The organism is Actinomyces sp. 432, from assembly GCF_009930875.1.
GTDB lineage: Bacteria > Actinomycetota > Actinomycetes > Actinomycetales > Actinomycetaceae > Actinomyces.
The window spans coordinates 1,995,341-2,019,773 of sequence record NZ_CP025249.1 but is presented as its reverse complement, the minus strand read 5'-3'; the positions used below and the strand labels follow the sequence as shown (position 1 = coordinate 2,019,773).

The following is a 24,433-nucleotide window of genomic DNA, read 5'->3' as shown; positions in this document are numbered from 1 at the left end:
GACAAGGTACGTGATCAGGATGATAAGCGGGAGTGAGAAGGCCGGATGCAGGAACAGGCCCAGTGCAACACTGATTGCCAAGATTGCCAGGACGGCGGCGGTGGCCGCGACGGCGGGCCAGATCGAGGGCCTGGTTGGCGTCGGATTGAGTGCTAGCGTTATCGCATAAGCCGTGGCGACTACGAGTAGCCATGTTAGCGCGCTTGGAGCCAAGCAACGGCGCACCAGGAAGCATGCCATACGCCAACCGCCGCAGCGAAGTTCCAGGGACCGTAGCGGCTCAATATTGCGCCTTGTATACAGGGCCAGTGGCAAGCCCGCGAGAGTGGCGGCGGTCATACCACTTGCTCCAAGATCCCAGCCCGTCTCATTCCAGTCGCCCGCCCAGCCGTCGAGATCGGTATGGAGACTGATAGCGGTCGCCAGCAACAGGATGGCGGCTGACAGCCACGGTATACGTCTCATGCTGCCGCCTGGGCTCGGTCCAGGCAGGCCAGGTATGCCTCGTCTCCGTCGCGGGTGTCGGGTGCGAAGCGCACGAGGAAGTCATCTACTGGGCCTGCGTGCACCACCCGGCCGCCGTCGAGGACGACGACGTGCTGAGCGACCGGCAGTACATCGTGCAGCGCGTGGGTGGAAACGATTACACAACGTGATCGTGATGCCTTGGTAATTAGACTGAGTATCTCGCGACGTTGAAGAGGATCGAGATCGTTGGTCGGCTCGTCTAAGAGCAGTAGCGCCGCAGGTGTGACGTTACTGGCGGCGAATGCAAGACGACGGTGCATGCCGCCGGAAAGCTTGGACACCGGTTTGTCGGCGTCCTGGCTCAACCCGATCTCCTCCAGCAGATTGGTTGCGCGGCCCCGGGCCTGCGTGTGGGAGCCGCCAGTAAGCCAAGCGATATGCTCAAGAACCTCGCGAGCACGCAGGTCGAGAGGAAGCTGAGGCGACTGCGGCATGAGTCCTACAGCGGAGGGCTCAAGCGGTTCGGCTGCTAATGTTGCATGCAGCCGAGCGAATCTGATTCTTCCCGCCAGTACAGACAGCAGCGTCGTCTTTCCTGCTCCGTTTGGTCCTGCCAGTACGGTTACGCCTTGTGGCAATTCCAGATCGGAGACATCAAGGATGAAGTTGCCGCGCCGCGCATAGCATAGTTCGACAGATAGACCTTCGACGCTCAAGTGAGTTACCGTCCCGTTCTCTTCCAAGCCAGCCTGATCGTGGTTGGAGTGGGTGGGATCTGGAGGACGGAAACGTCGAAGTGGTACCTCATCCCCTTACCGATCTTTACGCTGTTGCTCGTGATCCCGTCGCAGTAGCGGCTTCTGTTCAGTGTGAACAGGGCGGGATCAGGGCTGTTCTTCACTGTTCGACGAAAAATGTAGCCATAGGTTGCGCCGCATGATTTTCCGGAAGCGTCCGACGTCAACCGTGCTGTTCCTGAGTTCGCTGCGGTACTGTCATTGGTGGCCGAGGATGGAATTCGATGTACGTATCCACCTCTCGCTCTGCTCGTGACGTTCCAGTTGTAGGTCACTCCATTCACGGCCTTGGTGGCCGCCCAAGCTGTTGTAGGGATGCCTGCAAACATGCTGACAGGCGAAACAGAGGTGATGATGCGTCGTAGGTTGGATCGGGACTTGACGGACGGGGACATCAGGACTCCGCGTATCAGGTGACTGTTTCAGGCTTACAAGTAACATGCTTGTCTTCTTGCTCGCCGAGCACGAAATTAGCGTGAGGCGCAGCATACGTCAAGCCCTCGACGAGACTCATCTCAGGCGCCCGCGAAAGTGGTTCGGCCTCATCCACACACTTGCCGAGAGAGTCGTGGGTTGTGGCGTTCGTCTGGTGGTGGGATGCCGCGGCGGAACGGTCCGCGTAGAGCCGGTAGGGCGGTGTAGGCGGCGGCATTACACGCGGGTGTAGAGCTCGTCGATCTCCTTGGCGAAGCGCTTGGTGGCCTCATCTCGCCGCACCTTCAGTGACGGGGTGAGCAGCCCGTTGGCCACGGTGAAGTCGCCCGGCAGCACCGTGAAGGTGCGGATGGACTCCGCCCGGGAGACCGCCTCGTTGGCGCGGGCCACCGCCCGCTCCAGGGCTGCACGCACGCGCGGGTCCTGGGCGGCGTCGATCGGGTCCATGTCCGGCAGGCCGTGACTTGAGAGCCACAGGGGCAGCATCTCCGCGTCCAGCGTCACCAGGGCGCCGATGCAGGGCCGGTTCTCCCCGACCACCAGCACCTGGCTGACCAGCGGGTGCCCGCGCAGCCGGTCCTCCAGTACTGCGGGCGCCACGTTCTTGCCGCCGGCGGTGACAATCAGCTCCTTCTTGCGGCCGGTGATGTGCAGGAAGCCGTCGGCGTCCAGGGTGCCGATGTCACCGCTGCGCAGCCACCGCGTGCCGTTCCCACCCGCTGCCGTCGCAGGCGCCGGGTCCGTGCCCGCGCTCTGCTCGGACGCGGCGTCGGGCAGCGTCACGAAGGCCTCAGCCGTGGCCTCGGGATTGTTGTGGTAACCGCGGAAGACACCGATACCGCTGAGCAGCACCTCGCCGTCTTCGTCCAGGCGGACGGCGGTGCCCGGCAGGGGCAGGCCGACCGAGCCGATGCGGGTGGCGGCCGGCAGGTTCACCGTGCAGGGGGCGGAGGTCTCCGTGAGCCCGTACCCCTCCAGCACCGTCACCCCGGCGCCGCGGTAGAAGTGCCCCAGCCGCTCACCCAGGGGGCCGCCGCCGGAGATCACGTGCGTGACGCGTCCGCCGAGCAGGCTGCGCAGGGTGGAGAACACCAGCCGGTCGAAGGCGGCACGCTGGACGCGCAGGCCGCGGCTCGGACCGGCCGGGGTGTCCAAGGCGCGCGAGTAGGCGATGGCGGTCTTGGCGGCGAGCCGGAACACCTTCTGCTTGGCGCCGGTGGCGCGGGCGTCGGCCGCGTTGTAGATCTTCTCGAATACGCGCGGTACGGCCGGCACGAAGGTCGGCCGGAAGGAGGCCAGGTCGGTGACCAGGTTCTTCACGTTAGGCGCGTGGCCCAGCACACCGGCGGAGGAGCATACGATCGCCATTTCCACGAATCGGCCCAGCACGTGCGCCAGGGGAAGGAAAAGCAGCGTACGCGTCTCGGGCGCCTCCAGCACCTCCGGTACGCGGGCGCAGGCGTTGACGCACAGGTGGACCAGGTTGCCGTGGGTGAGTTCGGCGCCCTTGGGGCGGCCGGTGGTGCCCGAGGTGTACACGATCGTGGCCAGGTCGGTGCTGGTCAGAGCGGCGGCGCGGGCGTCTAGCTCGGCCGCGCGCACGTCCTTGCCGGCGGTGATGAGCTCGGTGATGGCCTCCCCGGCCAGGCTCAGTACCCGCAGGTTGGCCAGCGCAGGATCTTGGTCGGCCAGGGCCTTGAGCATCGTCTCCATGGGCTGGTCCTCCACGACCACCAGCCGCACGGCGGCGTCGGTCAGGATCCAGCGGGCCTGTTCCGCCGAGGAGGTCTCATAGATGGGGACGACGACGAGCCCGGCCTCCCAGGCGGCGAAGTCCAGCAGCGTCCACTCGTAACAGGTGTGCGCCATGATCCCCAACGCGTCGCCAGGCTGCAGCCCAAGGGCGACGAGCCCGGCAGCGACCTCGCGCACCTGCTCGCGGAAGGCCTGCGCGGACATGTCGCGCCAGCGCCCGCCCACGGAGGACTTGCGGGCGATCAGTGCACCGCCGGGATTGGTGCGCACCCGCTCGGCCAGCGCCCACGGCGCCGTCATCGCGGCGTGCAGCGGCACCAGCAGCGCAGTCGACTGCTCCTGCAGGGAGGCGGCAGCAGCCGTGCCTGCTTGCCGGGTGGCTTGTGCTGAGCCGCCTGCGCGGACGGGTGCGTTTTCCTGATTCACTCCTGTGGCCCCTTCTTAGTGGTGGAGTAGATCTCGGCGATGGTGTCCGCGTAGGTCTCCATCACCAGGGAGCGCTTGACCTTCAGCGAGGGGGTCAGCAGCCCGTTGGCCTCGGTGAAGTCAGACGTGAGCACCCGGTAGGTGCGAATCGACTCGGCCCGGGACACTGCCCGGTTGGTGCGCGCCACCGCCCGGTCCAGGGCGGCCAGCACCTGCGGGTGGGAGGCGGCCTCCATGACGTCCATCTCCGGAAGATTGTGGTTGGCCAGCCACTGCGGCAGCATCTCCTTGTCCAGGGTGACCAGGGCGGAGATGAAGGGCTCGCCGTCGCCGATCACCAGCACCTGGCTGACCAGCGGGTGCCCGCGCAGCCGGTCCTCCAGGATGCTTGGCGCGACGTTCTTGCCGCCCGCGGTGACAATCAGCTCCTTCTTGCGGCCGGTGATTCGCACCCAGCCGTCATCGTCCACCGAACCGATGTCCCCGGTACGGAACCAGCCGTCGGGGGTGAAGGCCTCGGCGGTCGCCTCGGGGTTGTTGTGGTAGCGGGAGAAGACGCCCAGGCCGGTGACCTCGAGCTCACCGTCCTGCCCGACGCGCACCCGGTTGCCGCACACGGGCGGGCCAACCGTACCGATCTTATTGTGGATGTCTAGGTTGACGGCAGTGGGGCCGATCGTCTCGGTCAGGCCGTACCCCTCCAGGATGAGTAGGCCGATGCCCCTGTAGAAGTGGCCCAGCCGCTCACCCAGCGGACCCCCACCCGAGATAGCGTAGCGGGCGTTGGGGCCCAGCAGGGAGCGGATGGAGCGGTAGACGAGCCGGTCGGCCAGCGCATGGGCGGCCCGCAGCCGCCGGGAGGGGCCCTCCGGGGTGTCCAGGGCGCGGGAGTAGGCGATGGCTACCTTTGCCGCCCAGCGGAAGGTCCGCAGCTTGGCGCCTGAGCCGGCCTTGGCATCGGCGGCGTTGTAGATCTTCTCCATTACGCGCGGCACCGCCAGCACGTAGGAGGGGGCAAAGCCCTTCAGATCGGGCAACAGGGTCTTGACGTCGGGGGTGTGTCCCAAAACACCCTGGCCGGCGATTGCCAGGAGCTGCAGGAAGCGCGCGTAGGAGTGGGCCAGCGGCAGGAAGAGCAGAAGGCGCGTGTCAGGGGAGTTAAGCAGCTCCGGGATCCAGCGCACCCCATTCCACCCCAGGCCGGCAGCCTGGCGGTGGGTGATCTCCACGCCCTTGGGGCGTCCGGTGGTGCCGGAGGTGTAGATAATCGAGTACACGTCCGCACTGGTGAGCGCAGCGGAGCGCGCCTCGAGCTCATCCCGGCTCACGCCCCGGCCGGCCTCACTAATAGTGGCGATGGCGTCGTGGTCCAGTGACAGTATCTTCACGGCCGGTGTGTGGGACGCTGCTGCGCAGCGGACGGCAGCACCCCGCACCAACTCGGCCAGGGCGGCGTTCTCGGTCACCACCAGCCGGACGTCGGCGTCGGCGAGGATCCACTCCACCTGCTCGGCGGAGTCCGTCTCATAGATCGGCACAGACACCAGGCCCGCACGGGCGATCGCCATGTCTAGCAGCGTCCACTCATAGGAGGTGTGAGCCATGATGGCCACTGACTCCCCGGCCTGAAGCCCCATCCCGATCAGCCCGGAGGCCACGCGAGCCACGTCCTCCCCGAACGCTCGCGCCGTGACCTTCACCCAGGAGTTGCCCAGCTGCGTCTTGCGCTCAATGAGCGTGGCATCTGCGGTGCGGGCGATGCGGTCGGCCAGAAGCCACGGCACCGTCCAAGTCGGCTCCGGCTCCTGCACTAGGGGGCTTACGGCTGCGCCGTCTACAACGCTGGGGCTGCCGGCTTGCGAGGCGACGCCGGTGGACATGGGGTCGGAGGAGTGTGGAGGCACTGCGCCATTCTTTCAGGAAGGGTGCCGGTTGTGCGCGGATCTGAGCGAGGAAATCCGGCGGGGCGGCTTGGAGGTTTCCTCAAGGCGGAGGGCGGTAGTGAAGCCGCGAGAGCGGTGCCCGACTGTGCGGCGCCTAGGAGCCAGCCCCGGCCGGCCCGCCGTAGATGGCGTCGATTTCAGCGGCGAAGCGCTTCAGCGCCGCGCCGCGCCGCACCTTCAGGGAAGGTGTCAGCAGCCCGTTGGCCTGCGTGAAGTCGGCCGTCAACACGCGGATCTCGCGAATAGACTCGGCCCGGGAGACGTGGGCGTTAGCGTGTTGGACTGCCCGGTTCAGGGAGGCCAGCACCTGCGGGTGGGAGGACGCCTCGGACACTGGTAAGGGCTCCAGGCCATGGCTGCGCAGCCACGTCGGCAGCATCTCGGCGTCAAGTGTGATCAGGGCGGCCACGAAGGGGCGCTGGTCGCCGACAACCACCACCTGGCTGATCAGCGGGTGCCCACGCAGGGAGTCCTCCAGCGGCGCCGGGGAGACGTTCTTACCGCCGGCCGTGACAATCACGTCCTTGGCGCGTCCGGTGATAGTCACATAGCCGTCGCGGTCCAGTGAGCCCAGATCGCCGGTGCGGAACCAGCCGTCGTCCGTGAAGGCCGCCGCAGTCGCCTCCGGATTGTGGCGATAGCCCTGGAACACCGACGGGCCCTTGAGCAGAATCTCGCCCTCGTCAGAGATGCGCACCGCCATGGGCGGCAGCGGCGGGCCGACGGTGCCGATCTTCGACAAGCGCGGCGTGTTCACTGCGATCGGGCCGACGGTCTCGGTAAGACCGTAGCCCTCCAGCACCGGTATGCCCAGGCCCCGGTAGAAGTGCGCTAGGCGCGGCGACAGCGGGGCGCCCCCGGAGATGATCCAGTCGGCGTTGTCTCCCACCAGGGCACGGATGCGCTGGTAGACGAGCCGGTCCGCGGCGGCACGCTGGGCACGCAGGGCGCGGGATGGCCCGGCCGGAGTGTCCAGCGCCCGGGAGTAGTCGACGGCGACCTTCGCCGCCCAACGGAAGACTCGTCCGGCGGCGCCGTTGCCGGCCCGGGCGTCCGCCGAGTTGTAGATCTTCTCCAGCACCCGGGGCACCACCAGCAGGTAGGAGGGGTGGAAGGAGGCCAGGTCCGACAACAGGTTCTTCGTATCGGGCACGTGCCCCATGACGCCCTCGCCGGAGATCTGGAATACCTCCAGGAAGCGGGCGAACACGTGCGCCAGCGGCAGGAACAGCAGCAGCCGCGAGTCCCGCCCCATCGCGATCTCGGGCATCCACAGGTGGGCGTTGGAGCACAGGTCAGTGAAGTTGCCGTGCGACAGTACCGTGCCCTTGGGCGAGCCGGTGGTGCCGGAGGTGTACACAATCGTGGCGGTGGACGAGGTCGTCAGGGCGGCCGTACGTGCGGCCACCTGCTCGCGGGGCACGCCGACGCCGGCCTCGGTGATGGTGTGCAGCGCACCGGTGTCAAGCGACAGAACCGTAAGCGCGACATGTTCCGGCGGGCGCTCCAACGAGGCTGCGGCCGCGCGCACCAGTTCCGCCGTGGTGATGGACTCGGCGACCACCAGGCGCGCTTCCGTATCGCTGAGCACATAGGCGATCTGCTCGGCCGAGCTCGTCTCATAGATGGGAACGGGCACGAGCCCGGCGGTCCAGCAGGCGAAGTCCAGCAGCGTCCACTCGTAGCGGGTGCGCGACATAATCGCCACCCGCGCGCCGGCCTCAAGCCCCATACCGATGAGCCCGGATGCAACGCGCTGGACCTCGTCGTAGAACGCCTGGGCGGTCACTGTCTGCCAGGCCTCACCGATCTCCTGCTTGCGCGCGATCAGCGGGCGGCCGGCCGAGCGCCGCACGCGGTCCTCAAGCATGGAGGGAATGGTGGTGTGCTCATCGATGCGGATGAGCGTGGGAGCCTGCCACTGCAGGGCTCCCACCGGGCGGTCGCCGGGCGGGGTAACGCTGCGCGCCGAGGTGCTGGAGGATGCTGCTGCGGTAGAGGACGCCGCGGAGTCCGCGGAGGTGGAGGTCATGATCTCTTCTTCCTGGGCCGGCGCTTTTGGTCGGCACTGGCGCAGGCGCGTACGCCCCGCCGTGGTGATGCCAGCCTTACCCTACCTCTTCCACCTACCGCCGGGCGGTTACCGTAGCCGCAGGTCAGAGACGGTTTAGTGGCGGACCGAGCACGGGCATGCGCCCTACCGCATACGGTCCCGTGCGGTCTGCCCGGCGGCGGAGCGGGCCCAGCCGCCGGGCGAAACCCTGAGCACCCCTCAGCGGCGCTTGGCCGGCTTGGCCGGCGGCTCTCCCAGCTCGACGGCGCTCACCCGCACCTCTGGCGTGCTCGCCTCCGGTGCAGCGGCGTTGAGCGTCATCTCCCCGGTGACCTTGGCGGCCTCCAGCAGGTCGGCACGCACCAGCTCGATGGCTGATGCGGCCTGCTCCGTAGCCGCCAGCGTCACCGCCAGGATCGGCGTCTTCTGGCTGGTCTTGGCCTCCGACTTCACCTTGCGCAGAGCCGCGAGGGCGGCCCCGGCGCGAGCGACGAGATCGGCGTCGGCTCCACCGGCAGCCTCGCGCAGCGGCGCGGCCTCGGGCCAGGCAGCCCGGTGCACGGAGCCGGTGCGGTACCAGCTCCACACCTCCTCGGCGGCGAAGGGCAGGAAGGGCGCGAACAGGCGCACGAAGGTGTCCACAGCAATGGCCAAAGTGGTGCGGGCACTGCGCACCGCGGCCGGGTCGTGGGAGCCGCCTAAGTCGTTGGCGCGGTCCTTGACCAGCTCGATGTAGTCGTCGCAGAAGGTCCAGAACAGCGACTCGGTGGCCTCCAGGGCCCGGGAGTGCTCGAAGCCCTCGAAGGCAGTGGTGGCCGCGTCCACCACATCCGCCAGCGCCGCCAGCAGCGCCCGGTCGATGGGCTCGGTCACCTCGGCCGCGTCCAGGCTCGGGGCGGGGGCAGCCGCCCTGGTGGCAGCGTCTGCATCCCAGGGAATGCCCATGGACAGGGCGAACTTGGAGGCGTTAAGCAGCTTGATGGCCAGGCGGCGCCCGATCTTGATCTGCGTCTCCTCGAAGGCGGCATCCAGGCCCAGCCGGGCAGAGGCTGCCCAGTAGCGCACGGCGTCCGAGCCGTACTTCTCCAGCAGGCCCATGGGGGTGACCACGTTGCCCTTCGACTTGGACATCTTCTTGTGGTCGGAGTCCAGGATCCAGCCGGACAGTCCCGCGTTAGCCCACGGCAGGGCGCCGAACTCCAGGTTGGCGCGCACCACCGAGGTGAACAGCCAGGTGCGGATGATGTCCTGGCCCTGGGGGCGCAGGTCCATGGGGTAGACGCGGCCGAACAGGTCCTCGTCGGTGAGCCAGCCGGAGGCCAGCTGCGGGGACAGGGAGGAGGTGGCCCAGGTGTCCATGATGTCCAGCTCACCGACGAAGCCGCCGGGCTTGCCGCGCTGGTCCTCGGTGTAGCCGACGGGCACGTCACTGGAGGGGTCCACCGGCAGGGCGGACTCGTCAGGGGTGATGACGGCGTCGTAGTCCACCTCGCCGTCCTCGCCCACCCGGTACCACAGCGGGAAGGGCACGCCGAAGAAGCGCTGGCGGGAGATCAGCCAGTCGTTGTTGAGGCCCCCCACCCAGTTCTCGTAGCGCACCCGCATGAAGTCGGGGTAGAAGTTCAGCTCCTTGCCGCGCTCAAGCAGCTCGTCCGACAGGTCCTTCCCGGAGGCGGGGTTGGTCCAGGCCTTGCCGCCGTTGCGGATGTACCACTGGCGGGAGGTGACGATCTCCAGCGGCTTGTCGCCCTTCTCGAAGAAGTTGGTCTGCCGCACCGTCTTGGTGGGCTCCCCGCGCATCTCGCCGGAGGCGGCCAGGGCCTCCACCATCACCTGGCGGGCCGAGTAGGTGGTCTTACCCGCCATGTCCGCATACGCCTTGCGGCCGGCGTCGGTGGTGATCCAGGCCGGCGTCTCAGTCTCGATGCGCCCGTCCTTGCGCAGGATGGCCCGCAGCGGAAGGTTCAGGTCGCGCCACCAGTCAATGTCGGTGGTGTCACCGAAGGTGCAGCACATGGCAATGCCGGCGCCCTTGTCCATCTCCGCCTCGGGGTGCGGCAGCACGGGAACCTCGACCCCGAACACGGGGGAGGCCACGGTGGTGCCGAACAGGGGCTGGTAGCGCTCGTCGTCGGGGTGGGCCACCAGCGCCACGCAGGCGGCCAGCAGCTCCGGGCGCGTGGTCTCGATGCACACGTCGGCGGTGCCGCCCGGGCCGGTCTCGATGGGGGCGCCCGCCGCGGCAGCAGTGGCCGCAGCCTCGGGGTCAACGACGTGGAAGGCCAGGCGGTGGTAGAAGCCCGGGTACTCGCGCGACTCGATCTCCGCCTGGGCGACTGCTGTGCCGAAGGTGACGTCCCACAGTCCCGGCGCCTGCGCCTGGTAGGCCTCGCCGCGCGCCAGGTTGCGCAGGAACGCGGTCTGGGCGACCTTGCGGGCGCGCGTGCCGATGGTCTGGTAGTTCTGCTTCCAGTCCACGCTCAGCCCCAGGTGACGCCACAGGGCCTCGAACTGTGCCTCGTCCAGGGCGGTCAGGCGCTCGCACAGCTCCACGAAGTTGCGCCGCGAGATCGGCACCTGGTCGCGGGCCTTGATCGACTTTCCCTCCCCGCCGGCGTGCGGGGGAGTGAAGTCCGGGTCGTAGGGAAGCGAGGGGTCGCAGCGCACCCCGAAGTAGTTCTGCACGCGCCGCTCGGTGGGCAGGCCGTTGTCGTCCCAGCCCATGGGGTAGAAGACAGCCTTGCCGCGCATGCGCTGGAAGCGGGCGAGGGTGTCAGTGTGGGTGTAGGAGAACACGTGCCCCACGTGCAGGGAGCCGGAGACGGTCGGCGGAGGGGTGTCGATGGAGAAGACCTCGTGACGCTGCGCGCTACGGTCGAAGGCATAGACGTCGTCTCGCTCCCAGCGCTCCTTCCAGGATTCCTCCAGGCCGTCGGTGCTGACCCTCTCGGGCACGTCGGGGGAGTGGAGCTCGGAGGGCAGGAAGCGGCCCGGGGCGGGACGGAGGGTGTGGGCGCAGCGGACTGGGCGGCGGACTCAGACATGGAACCGATTCTGTCACGGCCGGTCGGGCCTGCTCCTGCCAGCACCGCCCGTGCGCGTGTGAGGTGGGCAACCGGCGACACAGTGACGCTGCAAGGACGTTGCGAGCGGGACTCAACACCACGTCAGCACGGCGACAGAAACTTCCCGCACCGATTCGCGCTGACGTCCGATGGCAGCATGATCCACCGGATCGCGCAGGCAACCGCCGATCCAGCGGAAGACGCCACAGCACTAGCCGGATGGGTATTGGGAAGAAAATGAGTAGCCGCCATATGCCGGGCGCAGGAGCAGCGACTGGGGACACCTTCAACGTGTTATGGCACGGCGGCGAGCTGGCCTCCGAGCGGGTCCGCGGTACCGTGATGGACGCGGTCGCGATCCTCAGGCGCCTGGGCGTGGACCCGCGGGTGCGGATGACGGCGGGCGGCCATGACGGCCCCCACGGCAGGTCCTCCGGCAGCCCTCTCGCAGCGACGGCATCGGCCACACCGGCCGCTGGCCGACACGCGCAGCAGCCGTGGGCGGACACCGTGCTGGTTGTAGACGACGGCGTGCGCTCCCCGCAGGCGCTGACAGCGCAGCTCCGCGCCGCTGCCAGCGCCGGACCCCACGTCATCCTGTGCACTTTCGGCGCGGACAGTACACCGCACGGCGGCGCGCCCAGCCGAGCCACCCTGGATGCGGAGGAACTGGCTCACGCGCGGCTGGACGTAGTGGAGCTGAGCGGCTCCGACGGGGCGCTCCTGGCGGCAGCGTGGCTGGCCCTGGCCGAGCGCGCCGCGGACCCGGTGGATGACGGCGCGGGCGGCGACCAGGCCCTCGCGGCTGCACACTGAGGCCCGGCGGCGGATCCGGGGCGCTACCGGACGTCGTCGGGACCAGGTGCGGGAGCCGGGGGGACCGCGCGGCCGCCGTGAGCGGCTGGCTGGGCTGCCCGGGACTGTGCGGGACGAGCGGTGGCGAGCATGAAGGCCACGATGATGCCGATGACCGCACCCACAACAGCCCCCGCAGCCGCATAGCGGAAGGTTGAGGGGGCCTGCGTCACCGCCCCGTCCTGGGCCGGGCTGAGCAGGGCCAGGCTCACCGGGTAGTTGTCACCCTCCAGCGCTCCCAGGTCGCTGGAGGCGTGCGCGACGACGGCATCGGCCACGGCGATAGCAACCTCCGAGGAGGGCGCGGACACCTGGATCTCGATGGCCGGGGACTGGGTGACCCGCGTCGCCGAGATCCAGGCGGCCACCTCGGTCGGCGTCTGGGTCAGCCCGAGCTCCTCAATAACCTCCTGGGCCACGGCAGGTGAGGTGATTACCGGCAGGAAGCCATCGGTGGCGGAGTCGGCGACGGTGGCGGCGTAGGAGTAGCCACTCATGCCCTCCTCGGGGTCTACCTGCACCTGCACGTAGGCCATCGAAGTGGCGGTGTAGGTGGGGTCGGTGGTGGCCGCCAGCACGCCCCCCGCAACCCCGCCGACCACCGCCAGGGCGATAATCCAGGCCAGGCCTCGGCGCACGAGGGTCAGCAGTTCCTGCATTGCTTTCAGATCCTTTGCGATGGTCGATGGTTCAGCTGCGGTGGGGCCTCAGGCGGCCGAGACCGAGTTGCGCGCAGCAGGGGACTGCAGCGCGGAGGCGAGGGCCGCGCACACCTGCGCCGCATCCGCGTCGCTGAGCGCCAGGTGCAGAGGCAGCGTCAGCTCCGTGGAGTAGAAGGCGAAGGCGTTGGGGAAGTCCGCCACGTCGAAGCCCAGGTCGCGGTAGGCCGTCAGCAGCGGCAACGGCTTGTAGTGGACGTTGGCGGATACGCCCGCCTCGTACAGGTCCGAGATGACCCGGTTGCGTTGTTCCACCCCGGCCACCGGCAGCGTGGCGATTGCCAGGTGGGCGCTGGAGACCGCACCGTCCCCGGCGTGGTCCAGCAGTGTCACACCGGTGCCCGCCAGCCCCTCGGCGTAGAGCGCGAGCAGCTCACGCCGGCGCTCCAGGCTGTGGGCGTAGCGGTCCAGCTGGGACAGCCCTAGCGCCGCCAGCGTGTCCGGGAGATTGCACTTGTAGGCGGGGGCGATCACGTCGTACTCCCAGGAGGCGCCCCGCGACTTGGCCAGGGCATCCTTCGTCTGGCCGTGCAGCGAGTAGGTGCGCACCCAGCGCTCGAGCGCCTCCTGGTCAGTGGGCAGGTCACGGCGCCAGGTAAGTGCTCCGCCCTCCGCCGTCGTGAGGTTCTTGACCGCGTGGAAGGAGAACGCGGTCAGGTCCGCCAGAGAGCCGACGGGAAGGGAGTCCAGGCTGGCGCCCAGTGAGTGCGCCGAGTCGGAGATGATCACCGGGCGCCCCAGGGCGGCACCCAGCCCGGTGTCGATGCGCCCCCTGCCGGCCAGCAGCGCGGCCAGCGGGCGGGAGTCGAAGGGGATTCCAGCCAGGTCGACCGTGATCACGGCCCGGGTGCGTGGCGTAACCGCAGCGGCGATGCGCTCCACGCTGGGGAACGGTGAGCCGGGCTCGGAGTCGACCATGACGATCTGCGCGCCTACGTGAGCGATCACGGATGCGGACGCCGTGTAGGTGTAGGCGGGGACGACCACCTCATCGCCCGGGCCGGCGCCCGCCGCGCGCAGCGCCAGCTCCAGTGCGGCGGTGGCGGAGCTCAGCGCCACCGCGCCGTCGGTGCCGCTGACCTGGGCCAGCCGCTCCTCGAAGCGGCGGCCCACGGGCCCGGAGGTGATCCAGCCCGAGCGCAGCACCTCAACCACGGCGTTGATGTCATCTTCAGTCAGCGTGGGCGGGGAGAAGGGAATCATCGCAGAGCCTCCGCGGAGTCGGGGACGCGCAGGCCGACCGCGGCAGAGCCATGGGATGCCGCCTGTGGCGCTTCATCCAGTGGGTCCTCTCCCACCGCCCAGGCGTGCATCTCCTCTACCGCCTGCGTCGCCTCCTGCTGCACACGCACATGGCTGACGAGCGGGTGGAAGGGGCGCTCGCCGTGCTCGGAGTGGGCAACCAGGTCCTCGGAGAGCTTCTCGCCCGGGCGGAGCCCGGTGAACTCGATCTGGACATCCTTACCGGACTGGGCGATCAGCCGCTGGGCGACGTCGACGATCTTGACCGGCTCACCCATGTCCAGCACCATCGTGTCGCCGGGGCGCCCGAATGATCCCGCCTGCAGCACCAGCTGGCAGGCCTCCGGGATCGTCATGAAGAACCGCTCCACATCCGGGTGGGTGACGGTGATCGGACCGCCCTCCTCGATCTGGCGCTTAAAGGTCCACAGCATTGAGCCGCGCGACCCGAGCACGTTGCCGAAGCGCACCGACACGAAGCGCCTGCCGCACTCCAGCGCGGTAGCCGTGGTCATGCGCTCGGCGAGGAGCTTGGTGCGGCCCAGCACCGAAGTGGGGTCGGCCGCCTTGTCGGTGGAGATGTTGACCAGCGTCTGCACGTCATACTTCAGGGACAGCTCGATGACGTTGCGCGATCCCAGCACGTTGGTCTTCCAGCCCTCCTCCGGGTACATCTCCAGCATCGGCAGGTGCTTGAGGGCCGCGGCGTGGAAGACGACCTGCGGGCGGTGCTCGGCGAAGACCGCCTCGAGCGCGTCCCGGTCGCGGATATCGCACAGGACCATGTCACGGGTGTCGAGCAGGCCCTTGCCGTAGATATCCAGCTGCACCGCGTGCAGCGCCGACTCGTCCCGGTCCAGCAGCAGCAGCTCCTTGGGGCCGAAGCGGTGAATCTGCCGGGCGATCTCGGAACCGATGGAGCCGCCGGCACCGGTAACCAGCACGGTGCGACCGGAGAGGTAGCCGGCGATCTGGGAGACATCGGTGTGGATCTCACGGCGGCCGAGTACCTCGGCCAGGTCGATCTCCCGGATGTCAGAGATCTGCAGGGTGCGGTTGGTCAGCTGGCGCACTGGCACGATCGTCATCACGCGGATGCCGTGCTCAGCACAGCTCGTGGTTACCTGCTTGAGCCGGTCGGCGGGGAAGTCCGCCACAGCGATCACCACGGTCGCGGCTGACAGCTCCGCGCAGACGCTGATGAGGTCGTCAACGGTTCCGCGCACCGGGACGCCCAGGATCCGCAGGTTGCGCTTGGTGGGATCGTCGTCGACCAGGCCCACGGGGGTGAAGGGGGAGGCGGCGTCGAACTTGGTCAGGTGGATGATCTGCTCACCGACTCGGCCCGCGCCGACGACGATGATCGGGGCCTGGTCGCGGGCGACGCGCTGGTAGTACTGGGAAGCCTGGTACGTCGTCATCAGCCGCATGGCGAAGCGCACCGTGAGAGCCGCCAGCAGCGCCAGGGCGAAGGTCGCGGCCAGCGTGAGCGTGCGCAGGGGAGTGGCGGTGGCTGCGGCCCAGCAGGCGGCCACCACCAGCATGACCAGGGCGGATACACCAAACTGTGTTGCTACGGCAGTGGCCTCTTCGAAGGAGCCGGCAGGGTAACGGCGTCGATACGTAAGCAACCACAGGTAGCCCAGGCACAGGCTGACCGCACCGGCGAGCGCGGCGAGGGCCAGCAGGCTTAGCGCGGCGGTTGAGGCAAGGGCATCACCGTGCAGCCGGAAGGCCACGAACGCGGCGAGCAGCCAGAAAAGCGTGTCGATGATGGGTAGGAACAGGGGTTGGCGTTCAGAGGATGGTGTGTTCGGTCGCATGAATGGTCACGTACCTCTCGGCTGGAGACCGACCCAGGGCTCAGGGCGGCACCCTCGCGACTGCGGCAACGTCGAACCCGCGGAGCTAAGGCGATTCCGGCACAGCGTCGACGTCAGGGAAGCGGAACGAGGGCCGATAACATTTAAGACGTAAAAGCGGCGGGGGTCAAACGCCAATCGTTTGACGGACACGGCTCGCACAGGTCAGCATGGAGCCAGGTCATCGCAGACTGGCGCCCTGAACCCGTCTGCGCCCTGCAGCGATAACACGTGAGGAGAATCTCTGTGTCTACCGCCTCTCCGGCCGGACGTAACCTGACCCGGGGCCTGCCCTGGGTGCTGGTCGGAAACGTCCTGTACATGCTCTCCGCGGCACTGCTGACGCTGGTGCTGCCGCGCATCATCTCCGTGGCCGATTATGGGCTGTGGCAGCTCTACCAGCTGTATGTCATGTACTTCGGCTACGTGACCTTCGGCTACACCGACGGCGTCTACCTGCGGCTCGGCGGCAGGCGGTGGGCGGACATGCCCGGCCCGCGCCTGTCTGCGGGCCTGATCAGGCTCTTCCTGATGGACCTGGCGGCCTGCATCGGCCTGGCGGCTTGGGTGTGGGCCTCCGCTCCGGAGCAGCAGCGGGCCGTGATCCTGTTGCTGGCCGGTCTGGGCGCCCTGTTCTACGTGCCGCGCACTCTGGTGACCGTGATCTTGCAGATCGCCGGCAGGGCGCGCGCATTCGCACTCGGGACGGTAGTGGAGCGGCTGGTGACTTTCATCGGCGTCGGCGGTGCGCTGCTGGTAGGTGTGCGCGAGGTGATCGTGTTCATCGTCTTCGACGCACTGGGTAAGGCCATGGGACTGGTGATCGCGGTGCTGATCGCACGCGGGGTGTTCCTGACGCGGCCCGACCTGAGCTGGCAGGCCACGCGGGAGTTCCTGGCGGACTGCGGGGCAGGCATGTTCGTGCTGGTGTCCAACCTGGCGGCGGCGCTGATCACCTTCGTGGTGCGCTGGGCGGTGGAGGACCACTGGGGCATCGAGATGTTCGCGCAGGTGTCCCTGGCCTTCCAGTTCACCACCATGTTCATGGTGCTGGTCAACTCGGTCTCCATCTCCGTGTACCCGCAACTGAGCAACCTTGACCGCACCCACTACGCGGGTGCTTATGCGGCTCTGCGCTCGCGGTTCGTCACGCCGCTGGTGCTCATGCTCGGCCTGTACTTCCCGCTGGCCTGGGTGCTGCGCCAATGGCTGCCCAACTATTCGCAGGCGATTTTCTTCCTGGCGCTGCTGTTCCCGCTGAGCGTGTACGAGACCAAGAGCCGGGGACTGTCGGTGGTGTTCCTCAAGGTCATGCGCCGGGAGCGGCTGATGGCGCTGATCAACGTCGTTTGCCTGGGCCTGGCCGTGATCGGCACGTGGTGGACGGTCTACCTGTGGGGCTCAGTCACGGCTGCCGTGTTCTTGATCGCTGTGGTATCGGCGGTCCGCTCGATCGCCTCGGAGGTGCTGATCAACCGCCTGATCCGGGTGCCAATCCTCGCCGACACCCTTACCGAGCTGCTGGTGTGCGCGGTATTCCTGGCGGTGGTGGCTACTGGCGGTACGCCTGTGGGGCTGCTGGCGGTATACGCCACCCTGGGGCTGTATGGATACGTGCACCGCGATGCTCTGCCGGGTTCGGGTTCGCGGCGTCGCGGTAGGCACGTCGCTGGTTAGCGAGTACTGCCGGGACTGTGTTTCTTCCTGCTTCCGGGGTTGTTGAGTCCTGTGGTTTGCGGGGCGGTTGGGGCTCGTGGGTTCTTCTGGGACGTCGGTACGTTGATCGTTGCGGGGGTGCCTGCGCGTTGGCGGGTCTTAAGGTTTTGGGTTGTGGCGATCGTGCTCGGGGGTCGTTTTGGGGCGGATGAGGTCGTTTTCGGGCGTGCGAGGTCGTACTCGACTAACCCGCGCTGGCCGAATACGACCTCATTCGCCCCACACCCTCCACATCGTGGAGGGTTTCGGGCCCACGAGGACGTTTTCGCCGCGCGGAGGTCGTCTTGGGGCTGGCGAGGTCGTATTCGCCGCGTGGGGGACGTTCTCGGGTTGGTGAGGTCGTACTCGGCCGGGCGCAGGGGGTCGTTTTGGGGCTGATGAGGACGTTTTCGGGCGTGCGAGGTCGTACTCGACTAACCCGCGCTGGCCGAATACGACCTCATTCGCCCCACACCCTCCACATCGTGGAGGGTTTCGGGCCCACGAGGACGTTTTCGCCGCGCGGAGGTCGTCTTGGGGCTGGCGAGGTCGTATTCGCCGCGTGGGGGACGTTCTCGGGTTGGTGAGGTCGTACTCGGCCGGGCGCAGGAGGTCGTTTTGGGGCTGATGAGGTCGTTCTCGGGCTGATGGGGTCGTCTTCGCCGTGCCGGAGGGCGTTCTGGGGCCGATGAGGATGAGGACGTTCCTTGCCGCACAGGGGGCAAGCCTATTGTTATGGTGAAAATGGGCCCTTCCGGATTTGCGGGAGTGGAGGCGGCGGTGCCTGGCGCGGGTCGCGGTGCACCCCGGGATGCGCCTACCTGCCGCTTGGTGCCGCTCGCAGGGAAGAAGGCTCGCCGACCGCAGTCGGCCCCTGCCGGCCCCGGCGGGCCGCTAACTCGGTCTCGCGTAGGAGTGCGGCGGCCAGGGACAACGTCGTCACCGCTCCAAGCGCCACCACTACGCTGGGCGTTAGCCAGCTGGCCAGGAATCCGGTCGCGCTGCCCCGGGGTGCCCACAACAGGGTCGGCACGATCATGAGCTTCAATCCGTTACGCAGCGGCTGTCCCTTGATCAGGTTGCACGCCCAGATACATACCGCTCCGTACACGGCGCCGCCCAGCAGCACGCCCGCGTAGCCGTAGTCGTAGAACAGCTCGGCGATGAAAGAGCTGCCGGTGCCCCGGCCGGTCAGGTACTGCGGTCCCAGCAGCGTGTAGGCGAAGGCATGAGTGAAGGACCCGCCGTTCAGGGCGTGCTCCACGGTGTTGCCGTGGTAGACCTGGTACCCCAGCAGCCGGGCGGGCAGCCCGGAGTGCAGGAATTCTCCCGTGTACCAGTCCCTGGGAATGAAATCCGCGTAGGTGTACGCGTTGCGCACCACCGTAGAGCTCACCCCCTGGCCGTACAAGAGCTGCAGAACCGGGTTGCGGCCCGCGGTGTCAGAGGCGACCGCGCCCACACCCCGCGCCGACTCCACGGCGGTCAGCACGACTGCGACCAGCGGCACCGCGACGGCTCCGGCGATCCGGCCGATCGCGCCTACACGCCAGGTGCCCGACGAATCTTGGCGGGCGCGCACTATCCAGTAGGCGAGGATGATAACCAGGCCGCCGACAAATGTGCCGCGCTGGCCGGTCAGCAGACTGAGGAACAGGTAAGCCGCCCAGCCGGTAACTGCAGCCGTCACTTCGCGTCGCGGCGGGAACACCCCCAGGTGAATCGCCAGCATCAGGGGCAGCATCACCTCAATGCGGCGCAGTCCATACATGGATCCGGAGGCGTCCTCCAGATCGGAGAACTCGGTGTAGTAGGACAGGTAGCCGTTGGCCAGCACGTAGCGGGCCCGCAGCCCCACTGAGATCAGCGACAGCACGAGCGTGGCCCAGAACAGGAAACGCACAATCGACGGGTCAGCCAGCACCGTGGCTCCGCGGGCGTCCAGGGCCGCGCCTGCGCGGCCGCCAACGGAATCTGTGGGCTCATCGGGGCCGGGTGCAGACTCGTCACTGCGGAACAGGTGCCGTGCGCGCCCGCGCCATGCCTCCGTGGCCGTTGCACCCAGCATGATGCCCAGCAGGCTCAGTGCCAGGCACAGTTGCAGGTGCTCGGTCTGCCCCGGCGGCGCCTGGGTGGTCTCATACCGGAAGAAGTCGATCGTGATCTCGCGTCCCAGCAGCAGCAGGAAGAAGGAGACCAGGAAGGCCGCCAAGATGGTGCGACTGGCCATCCTGGCGGCGGCGAACAGGAACGCATTCAGCCACAGCAGCAGGATCAGCGTCCAGGCCACGGAGGCCTGCGTCGACAGCGCCAGGGCCACTACCACCAGGTTGCTGAGCGCCCCGACCACCACGATCCCGGGCCGCCGCCGGGCAGGGACGGCGCGGCGCCTAGACCGCCGTCGTCCCCCGCCTGCGGTGCCGGCGGGCATACTGCCGCCACCGGCCGCTGCGTCCGCAGCCGCCACGGCACCGTTCGCCGCCCTCATCTGCGTGCTCATGCCCGCCCCTGGCCGAGGCCGCGCGGTTTCACGGGGCCGGCAGGCGCGGCTCCGAGCAGGCCCGCCAGCTCGTTCGCGAAAGCGGTGTACAGGGTGCCCGCGTCGCAGCGTTCCTCCCAGGTCCGCCGGGCGCCGGTGCGCAGCTCGGCGTAGGCGTCCTCGTCCAGGCCCGCGATCTCCTCAACGGCGCTGCGCACCTGCTCCGGCGTCGGATCTGCGGGCAGCAGGATGCCGTTGACCCCGGTGCGTACCAACTCGCCGGTGCCGCCTACGTCGGTGGCGACCACCGGTATACCCGCGGACAGCGCCTCCATGATGGACACGGGCACGCCCTCGGAGGCGGAGACATTGACGAGCAGGTGGCGCGGGGCGCGCACGTATTCCTCGACCAGGTCGGCGTTGCGCACAAAGCCCCGCCACGTGAGCGTCACATTGTCACCCAGTTTCTGGGCGGCACGCGCCTCGATCTGCTCACGGAGCTCACCCTCGCCGAAGTGATCCCATTGGATCGGCCGGGAGCTGCCCGCCAGCGCGTCGACGAGCAGGTCGAGACGCTTGACGGGCACGATCGTGGAGCAGGAGACGATCCGCAGCCCGTCCGCGCGCCTCGGCACGGCAGCGGGGACCCCGTGATCAGTGGTTCCCAGGCGGGAGACAACCGCCTTGCCCGCTGCCTGGGGGTGCCGTCCCAGAAGGTAGCGCAGACCGTGATCGGCAACCAGGTAGATACGGTCCAGGCCTGCCACGGTCTGCTCGCGCAGGGGCAGGTAGCCGCGCGGGGAGTGCTCCTCGTACAGGTCGGCACGGTGAGCGCGAGCCACGGAGACGGAGCGGCGGAAGCGACGGCGCAGCCTGGCAGCCATATAGGGCTGGTAGGCGAAGCGGTAGGAGTAGAAGACCACCTCATCGTCCGCAGCCGCACCCACCGAATCCAGGATCCGGTCGATCTGGCCGGCCTCGTGGCGGGCCCGGCTCAGGAATATGAACAGGGTCACCACCTGGGCGGGCGCCAGCCGCCGTCGGCGGGCCAGGTCAGCCAGCTCCCGGTACAGGTTGGCATCGCCCAGTACCCGCAGGGAGCCCAGCAGGTAGAACAGGCGGGAGCGGAAGGGAATCGGGTGCGCGTGCATACCCTCCGGCAGCGGCCGCACCGTGGCCCGCTGGTCTGCGCGTACCGATAAGGACATGATGTCCACGCGGTCGAAACCCGTTACGTACTCCAGCTCGGTGGTCAGGAAGGGCTCCCAGTTCCCGAAGGGGAAGGCATTGGCGAGGATGACTAGCCGCTTCATCGCGCCTCCTGCAGATTGAAGGACACCTGGGCGGCCAGGGTGGCCGCCCTTTGCTGGCACTGCGGCAGGTCCTGGCCGCGCACCACCACCTGGCCCAGGCAGTCGTTGGAGGAGGTGAAGCCGTTCAGGTGGTCACCGGGGCCGCGGAAAAGGGATAGGTCCTGGACCCAGTCGGGCAGGTCTCCCGGGACGGACACCGCAGTGACCGTGCCGTGGGCGTCGGGATCGGTGAGCATCAGTGCCAGGGCGGCGCCGGGCCAGGGCTCGCGCCGGGCCCAGGCCTCCGGCACGGCCAGGTCCAGGGCCTCCCGGGCGACCAGCTCGTAGTAGTCCAGCCCGTGCACGGCGCTCATCAGCTCTGGCAGGCCGTTGGCACCCGCCCGACCCGTCAGCTCAATGACGTAGACCTGGGAGTCGCAGGCCATCAGGTCAATGTTGACGGCGCAGTCCTCCAGCTCGAGCGCGCTGATCGCCGCAGCGGTGACGCTGCGCGCCTGGGAGGCCAGCTCGGAGTCGTCGAGCGGCACGTGGTGGCCGATGGGGATCGGCAGGCCGCCGTCGGCCAGGTCGTCGCCGTGAACGGTTACATGCAGGACCTCACCATTGTGGACGAGTGCCTGTGCGCCGAACTCGCGGCCGTCCAGGAAGCGTTCCACGATCACCGTGCCGTGCCGACTGAGGGACTGGGCACGGTCGAAGGCGGCGCGTGCCTGGGCGGCGGAGCCGACCTTGAATACGCCGGCGGAGCCCTGCAGGTCTGCGGCCTTGACCATCGCGGGCAGCCCGACGGCGTCCAGCGCGGCGGCGAGCTCCTCCGGCGCTGATACCTCCCTGAAGGGGGCGGTGGGCACGCCTTGCTCCGCCAGGCGGCGCTTCATGGCTAGCTTGTCCATACACAGGCGGGCGGCCGCGCGGCTGAGCCCGCGCAGCCCCAGCTCGTCCACCACCGCTCCCAGCGCCTCCAGGCCGGTGTCCAGGCAGCTGGTGGCGACGGCGTCGACGCCGGCCATGCGGGCCTCGCGGGCAACCGCGTCCGGGTCCAGCAGGTCCACATCAATGGCCTCGTCGGCCTCCTTCAGGCCGGGCGGCGGGCCGGCGGTAAGGCTGGCGACGACGGCGGTAGCGCCCAGGCGCTTAACAGCACGGATCAGCCCGAGCTGGCCGCGCCCGGCCCCGATGATCAGTACGCGCCGCCCGCGGGCCGGCAGCTGGCCCGCCTCCGGCGCCGCGGCGGACACGGCGGACGGCGCCGCAGGATCGACCTCGATACGGATCAGGTCGCGCGCCTGCTCACAGGCGGCGACGGCGGTGGCGCGGTCGGGGCCGGAGGCGACGACCACGCCCAGGCGATCCGTGCTCGAGTGCAGCGGGGTAATCTGCTCGCCTGGCTCGGCCAGGGTAATGACGGCTTCCACCCCCGGCACGGTGCGCGCGGCTTCAATGCCGGAGAAGGCACGCAGCACGCCCTCGGGGGCGGTCAGGAAGCGAATAGCGGCAGCGCGTCCGGAACTGGCCGGCACCTCGATGCTCTCACCGCAGGCCTGCCGCAGCACCAGGCCAATGAAGTCGATGCCAGTGGACCCGGGCACCAGGTGGGAGGAGACGAAGTCCCCGGCCATCCGTGAGCCGAACTCGATGAGCACCGGCCCGGAATCGGTCAGCATCATCTCCACGTGGGCGGGTCCGAAGTGCATGTCCACGGCGGCCAGGCACTGGGCCACCAGGGAGTGCGCCGCGGCGAGGGTATCGGCGTCGAGGTCCGCGGGCTGGGTGTGCCCAGTCTCAATGAAGTGCGGGCTGCCGGTGGTGTCCTTGTCCGTGGTGGCTAGCACGTGGTAATCGCCGTCCACGCACAGCACCTCGCAGCTGATCTCCCGGCCCACCAGCAGTTCTTCGACGATCACGGCCGGTTCCTTGGAGGGCGCCAGGGCGTACTCGAGCGCACCGGGCAGATCGGCCTCGTCATTGACCTGTACCACGCCGCGGGAGCCGGAGGAGTCCAGGGCTTGACGATGCAGGGCAGGCCCACGTGGGCCACGGCTGCACGCAGCTCATCGAGGTTGGTGGCCAGGGCGAAGCGCGGGTGGGGCACGCCGGCCCGCGCGATGGCCTGCAGCATGAGGGCCTTGTCAGTGCAGGCGGCGGCCGTCTCCGGTGAGACCGCGGGCAGTCCGTGCGCCTGGGCGACGGCGGCGATCGCCCGCACCGGCCGGTCCGTGCCCACGGAGGTGACGCCTGCCAGCTCACGCTCACGCGTCAGGGCCAGCAGCCCCTCGACGTCGGTGGTGGAAACGGCGGCGAACTCGTCGGCGAGGGCGGCGCCGGGAACGTTCGGGTTGGCGTCGACGACAAGCGTGCGCATGCCCAGGCTGCGGGCTTTGCGGATCATGGGTACTTGGAGCGGGGACCCGCCCAGAATCAGCACCGGTGGGCGGGCATCCCGGGAGTTGGTGGTGCCGGCGGGGTCTGCCTGCGGCGCGGGGGCGGAGAGGGGCTCAGGGGAGGGCATGGACTGGAGTCTCCTGTCAGTGGCTGGTTATAGGGGACGGGAACCTGGGCGGTTCAACGTGAGGCGGGAGCAGGTGCCTGCTCGGGCTGGGGCTGCTCGGCTTGCCTGGTCCCGGAGCCGCCCTTGGCGTCTGAGTACACCGACTTACCCGTCAGCACGGTCTGAATGGTCTTGAGCACGATGCGCACGTCCAGGCCGAGGGACACGTGATCCACGTAGTAGCAGTCGGCCGCGTAGCGCTCGGGCAGAGTCGTGGAGTTGCGGTAGAAGGCCTGGTTGTACCCGGTGATGCCCGGGCGCACCGTCAGGCGCCGCCGCTCGTCGTCTCCCATTTGGTCCAGGGGCTTGGTGGCCAGGTTGGGGCGCGGGCCGATCAGGCTCATGGTGCCGTTCAGGACGTTCAGGAACTGGGGGACCTCGTCGATCGAGGTGCTGCGCAGGAAGCGGCCGACCCGGGTGACCCGTGCGTCGTTGCGGGAGGCGACGGACGAGGAGTCGGCATTGCGGATGTCCGGGGCACCTACGGACATGGAGCGGAACTTGAAGATCCGGAATGGGCGTCCCTGCCGCCCCAGCGCTCCTGCCGGTAGAAGACGGGGCCGCCGTCGTCGAGCTTGATGGCGGCGCCCACGCCCACCGTCAGCACCCCTAGGAGCGGCATGACGGCCAGGGCCGCGGTTACGTCGAGCGCGCGCTTGCCGTGGCGGGCGTAAAAGGTCTTGGGATGACTCCAGGTGTTCAGGGTCGCCTGGTTTGCCATGGTTTTCCCCTTTCAGCGGCTTCACCGGGCGTGGCGCACGGGAGGCTGCTCAGGAAG

The 24,433-nt window shown here is 68.5% G+C and carries 14 protein-coding genes and 1 pseudogene; 2 read left to right on the top strand and 13 right to left on the bottom strand.

The window, feature by feature from the left end:
• Positions 1 to 461: 461 nt before the first annotated feature.
• The 5 genes from CWT12_RS08395 to valS form a co-directional block, all read right to left on the bottom strand.
• Positions 462 to 1,211, bottom strand: a complete 750-nt coding sequence (locus tag CWT12_RS08395; protein ID WP_161924448.1) for an ATP-binding cassette domain-containing protein — start codon at positions 1,209 to 1,211, stop codon at positions 462 to 464.
• A 705-nt stretch (positions 1,212 to 1,916) separates the two neighbouring features.
• Positions 1,917 to 3,755, bottom strand: a complete 1,839-nt coding sequence (locus tag CWT12_RS08390; protein ID WP_161925388.1) for an AMP-dependent synthetase/ligase — start codon at positions 3,753 to 3,755, stop codon at positions 1,917 to 1,919.
• A 122-nt stretch (positions 3,756 to 3,877) separates the two neighbouring features.
• Positions 3,878 to 5,761, bottom strand: a complete 1,884-nt coding sequence (locus tag CWT12_RS08385; RefSeq protein ID WP_161925387.1) for an AMP-dependent synthetase/ligase — start codon at positions 5,759 to 5,761, stop codon at positions 3,878 to 3,880.
• A 157-nt stretch (positions 5,762 to 5,918) separates the two neighbouring features.
• Positions 5,919 to 7,856 (bottom strand): AMP-dependent synthetase/ligase, encoded by a 1,938-nt coding sequence (locus tag CWT12_RS08380; RefSeq protein ID WP_161924447.1) that lies wholly within the window; start codon positions 7,854 to 7,856, stop codon positions 5,919 to 5,921.
• A 240-nt stretch (positions 7,857 to 8,096) separates the two neighbouring features.
• Positions 8,097 to 10,832, bottom strand: coding sequence for a valine--tRNA ligase (gene valS, locus CWT12_RS08375; RefSeq protein WP_161924446.1), 2,736 nt, complete (start codon positions 10,830 to 10,832; stop codon positions 8,097 to 8,099).
• Between the two features lie 347 nt (positions 10,833 to 11,179).
• On the opposite strand from valS, the gene CWT12_RS08370 reads away from it, so the two are divergent.
• Entirely contained in the window at positions 11,180 to 11,758 is a 579-nt protein-coding gene (locus CWT12_RS08370) for a hypothetical protein (RefSeq protein ID WP_161924445.1), read from the top strand.
• A gap of 23 nt (positions 11,759 to 11,781) precedes the next feature.
• Here the strand turns inward: CWT12_RS08370 and CWT12_RS08365 are convergent, their stop codons facing one another.
• The 3 genes from CWT12_RS08365 to CWT12_RS08355 are packed head-to-tail and all read right to left on the bottom strand — an operon-like array spanning position 11,782 to position 15,581.
• Positions 11,782 to 12,456 carry a Wzz/FepE/Etk N-terminal domain-containing protein gene (locus CWT12_RS08365; protein WP_161924444.1) on the bottom strand — a complete coding sequence of 225 codons (675 nt, stop codon included), beginning with the start codon at positions 12,454 to 12,456 and terminating at the stop codon, positions 11,782 to 11,784.
• Positions 12,457 to 12,504: 48 nt separating this feature from the next.
• Positions 12,505 to 13,719 carry a DegT/DnrJ/EryC1/StrS family aminotransferase gene (locus tag CWT12_RS08360; protein WP_161924443.1) on the bottom strand — a complete coding sequence of 405 codons (1,215 nt, stop codon included), beginning with the start codon at positions 13,717 to 13,719 and terminating at the stop codon, positions 12,505 to 12,507.
• The gene (locus CWT12_RS08355) at positions 13,716 to 15,581 is read right to left on the bottom strand and encodes a polysaccharide biosynthesis protein (RefSeq protein WP_161924442.1); all 1,866 of its coding nucleotides are present in this window, start codon (positions 15,579 to 15,581) and stop codon (positions 13,716 to 13,718) included. Before CWT12_RS08355 ends, CWT12_RS08360 begins: the two co-directional genes overlap by 4 nt.
• Positions 15,582 to 15,866: 285 nt before the next feature.
• On the opposite strand from CWT12_RS08355, the gene CWT12_RS08350 reads away from it, so the two are divergent.
• On the top strand, positions 15,867 to 17,297 hold the full coding sequence (locus CWT12_RS08350) for a lipopolysaccharide biosynthesis protein (RefSeq protein ID WP_161924441.1): 1,431 nt from the start codon (positions 15,867 to 15,869) through the stop codon (positions 17,295 to 17,297).
• Positions 17,298 to 18,132: 835 nt separating this feature from the next.
• On the opposite strand, the gene CWT12_RS08345 is transcribed toward CWT12_RS08350, so the two are convergent.
• The 5 genes and pseudogenes from CWT12_RS08345 to CWT12_RS08325 all read right to left on the bottom strand — a co-directional run bounded on the left by CWT12_RS08345 (position 18,133) and on the right by CWT12_RS08325 (position 24,277).
• Positions 18,133 to 19,815 carry an O-antigen polysaccharide polymerase Wzy family protein gene (locus CWT12_RS08345; RefSeq protein ID WP_161924440.1) on the bottom strand — a complete coding sequence of 561 codons (1,683 nt, stop codon included), beginning with the start codon at positions 19,813 to 19,815 and terminating at the stop codon, positions 18,133 to 18,135.
• Positions 19,812 to 21,107 (bottom strand): glycosyltransferase, encoded by a 1,296-nt coding sequence (locus tag CWT12_RS08340; RefSeq protein ID WP_161924439.1) that lies wholly within the window; start codon positions 21,105 to 21,107, stop codon positions 19,812 to 19,814. The genes CWT12_RS08345 and CWT12_RS08340 overlap by 4 nt, the downstream gene beginning before the upstream one ends.
• On the bottom strand, positions 21,104 to 23,086 hold the full coding sequence (locus CWT12_RS08335) for an ATP-grasp domain-containing protein (RefSeq protein ID WP_161924438.1): 1,983 nt from the start codon (positions 23,084 to 23,086) through the stop codon (positions 21,104 to 21,106). The genes CWT12_RS08340 and CWT12_RS08335 overlap by 4 nt, the downstream gene beginning before the upstream one ends.
• Positions 23,008 to 23,616 carry an ATP-grasp domain-containing protein gene (locus CWT12_RS08330; protein ID WP_161924437.1) on the bottom strand — a complete coding sequence of 203 codons (609 nt, stop codon included), beginning with the start codon at positions 23,614 to 23,616 and terminating at the stop codon, positions 23,008 to 23,010. Before CWT12_RS08330 ends, CWT12_RS08335 begins: the two co-directional genes overlap by 79 nt.
• A gap of 53 nt (positions 23,617 to 23,669) precedes the next feature.
• A pseudogene (locus CWT12_RS08325) lies at positions 23,670 to 24,277 on the bottom strand (sugar transferase).
• Between the last annotated feature and the right edge of the window lie 156 nt (positions 24,278 to 24,433).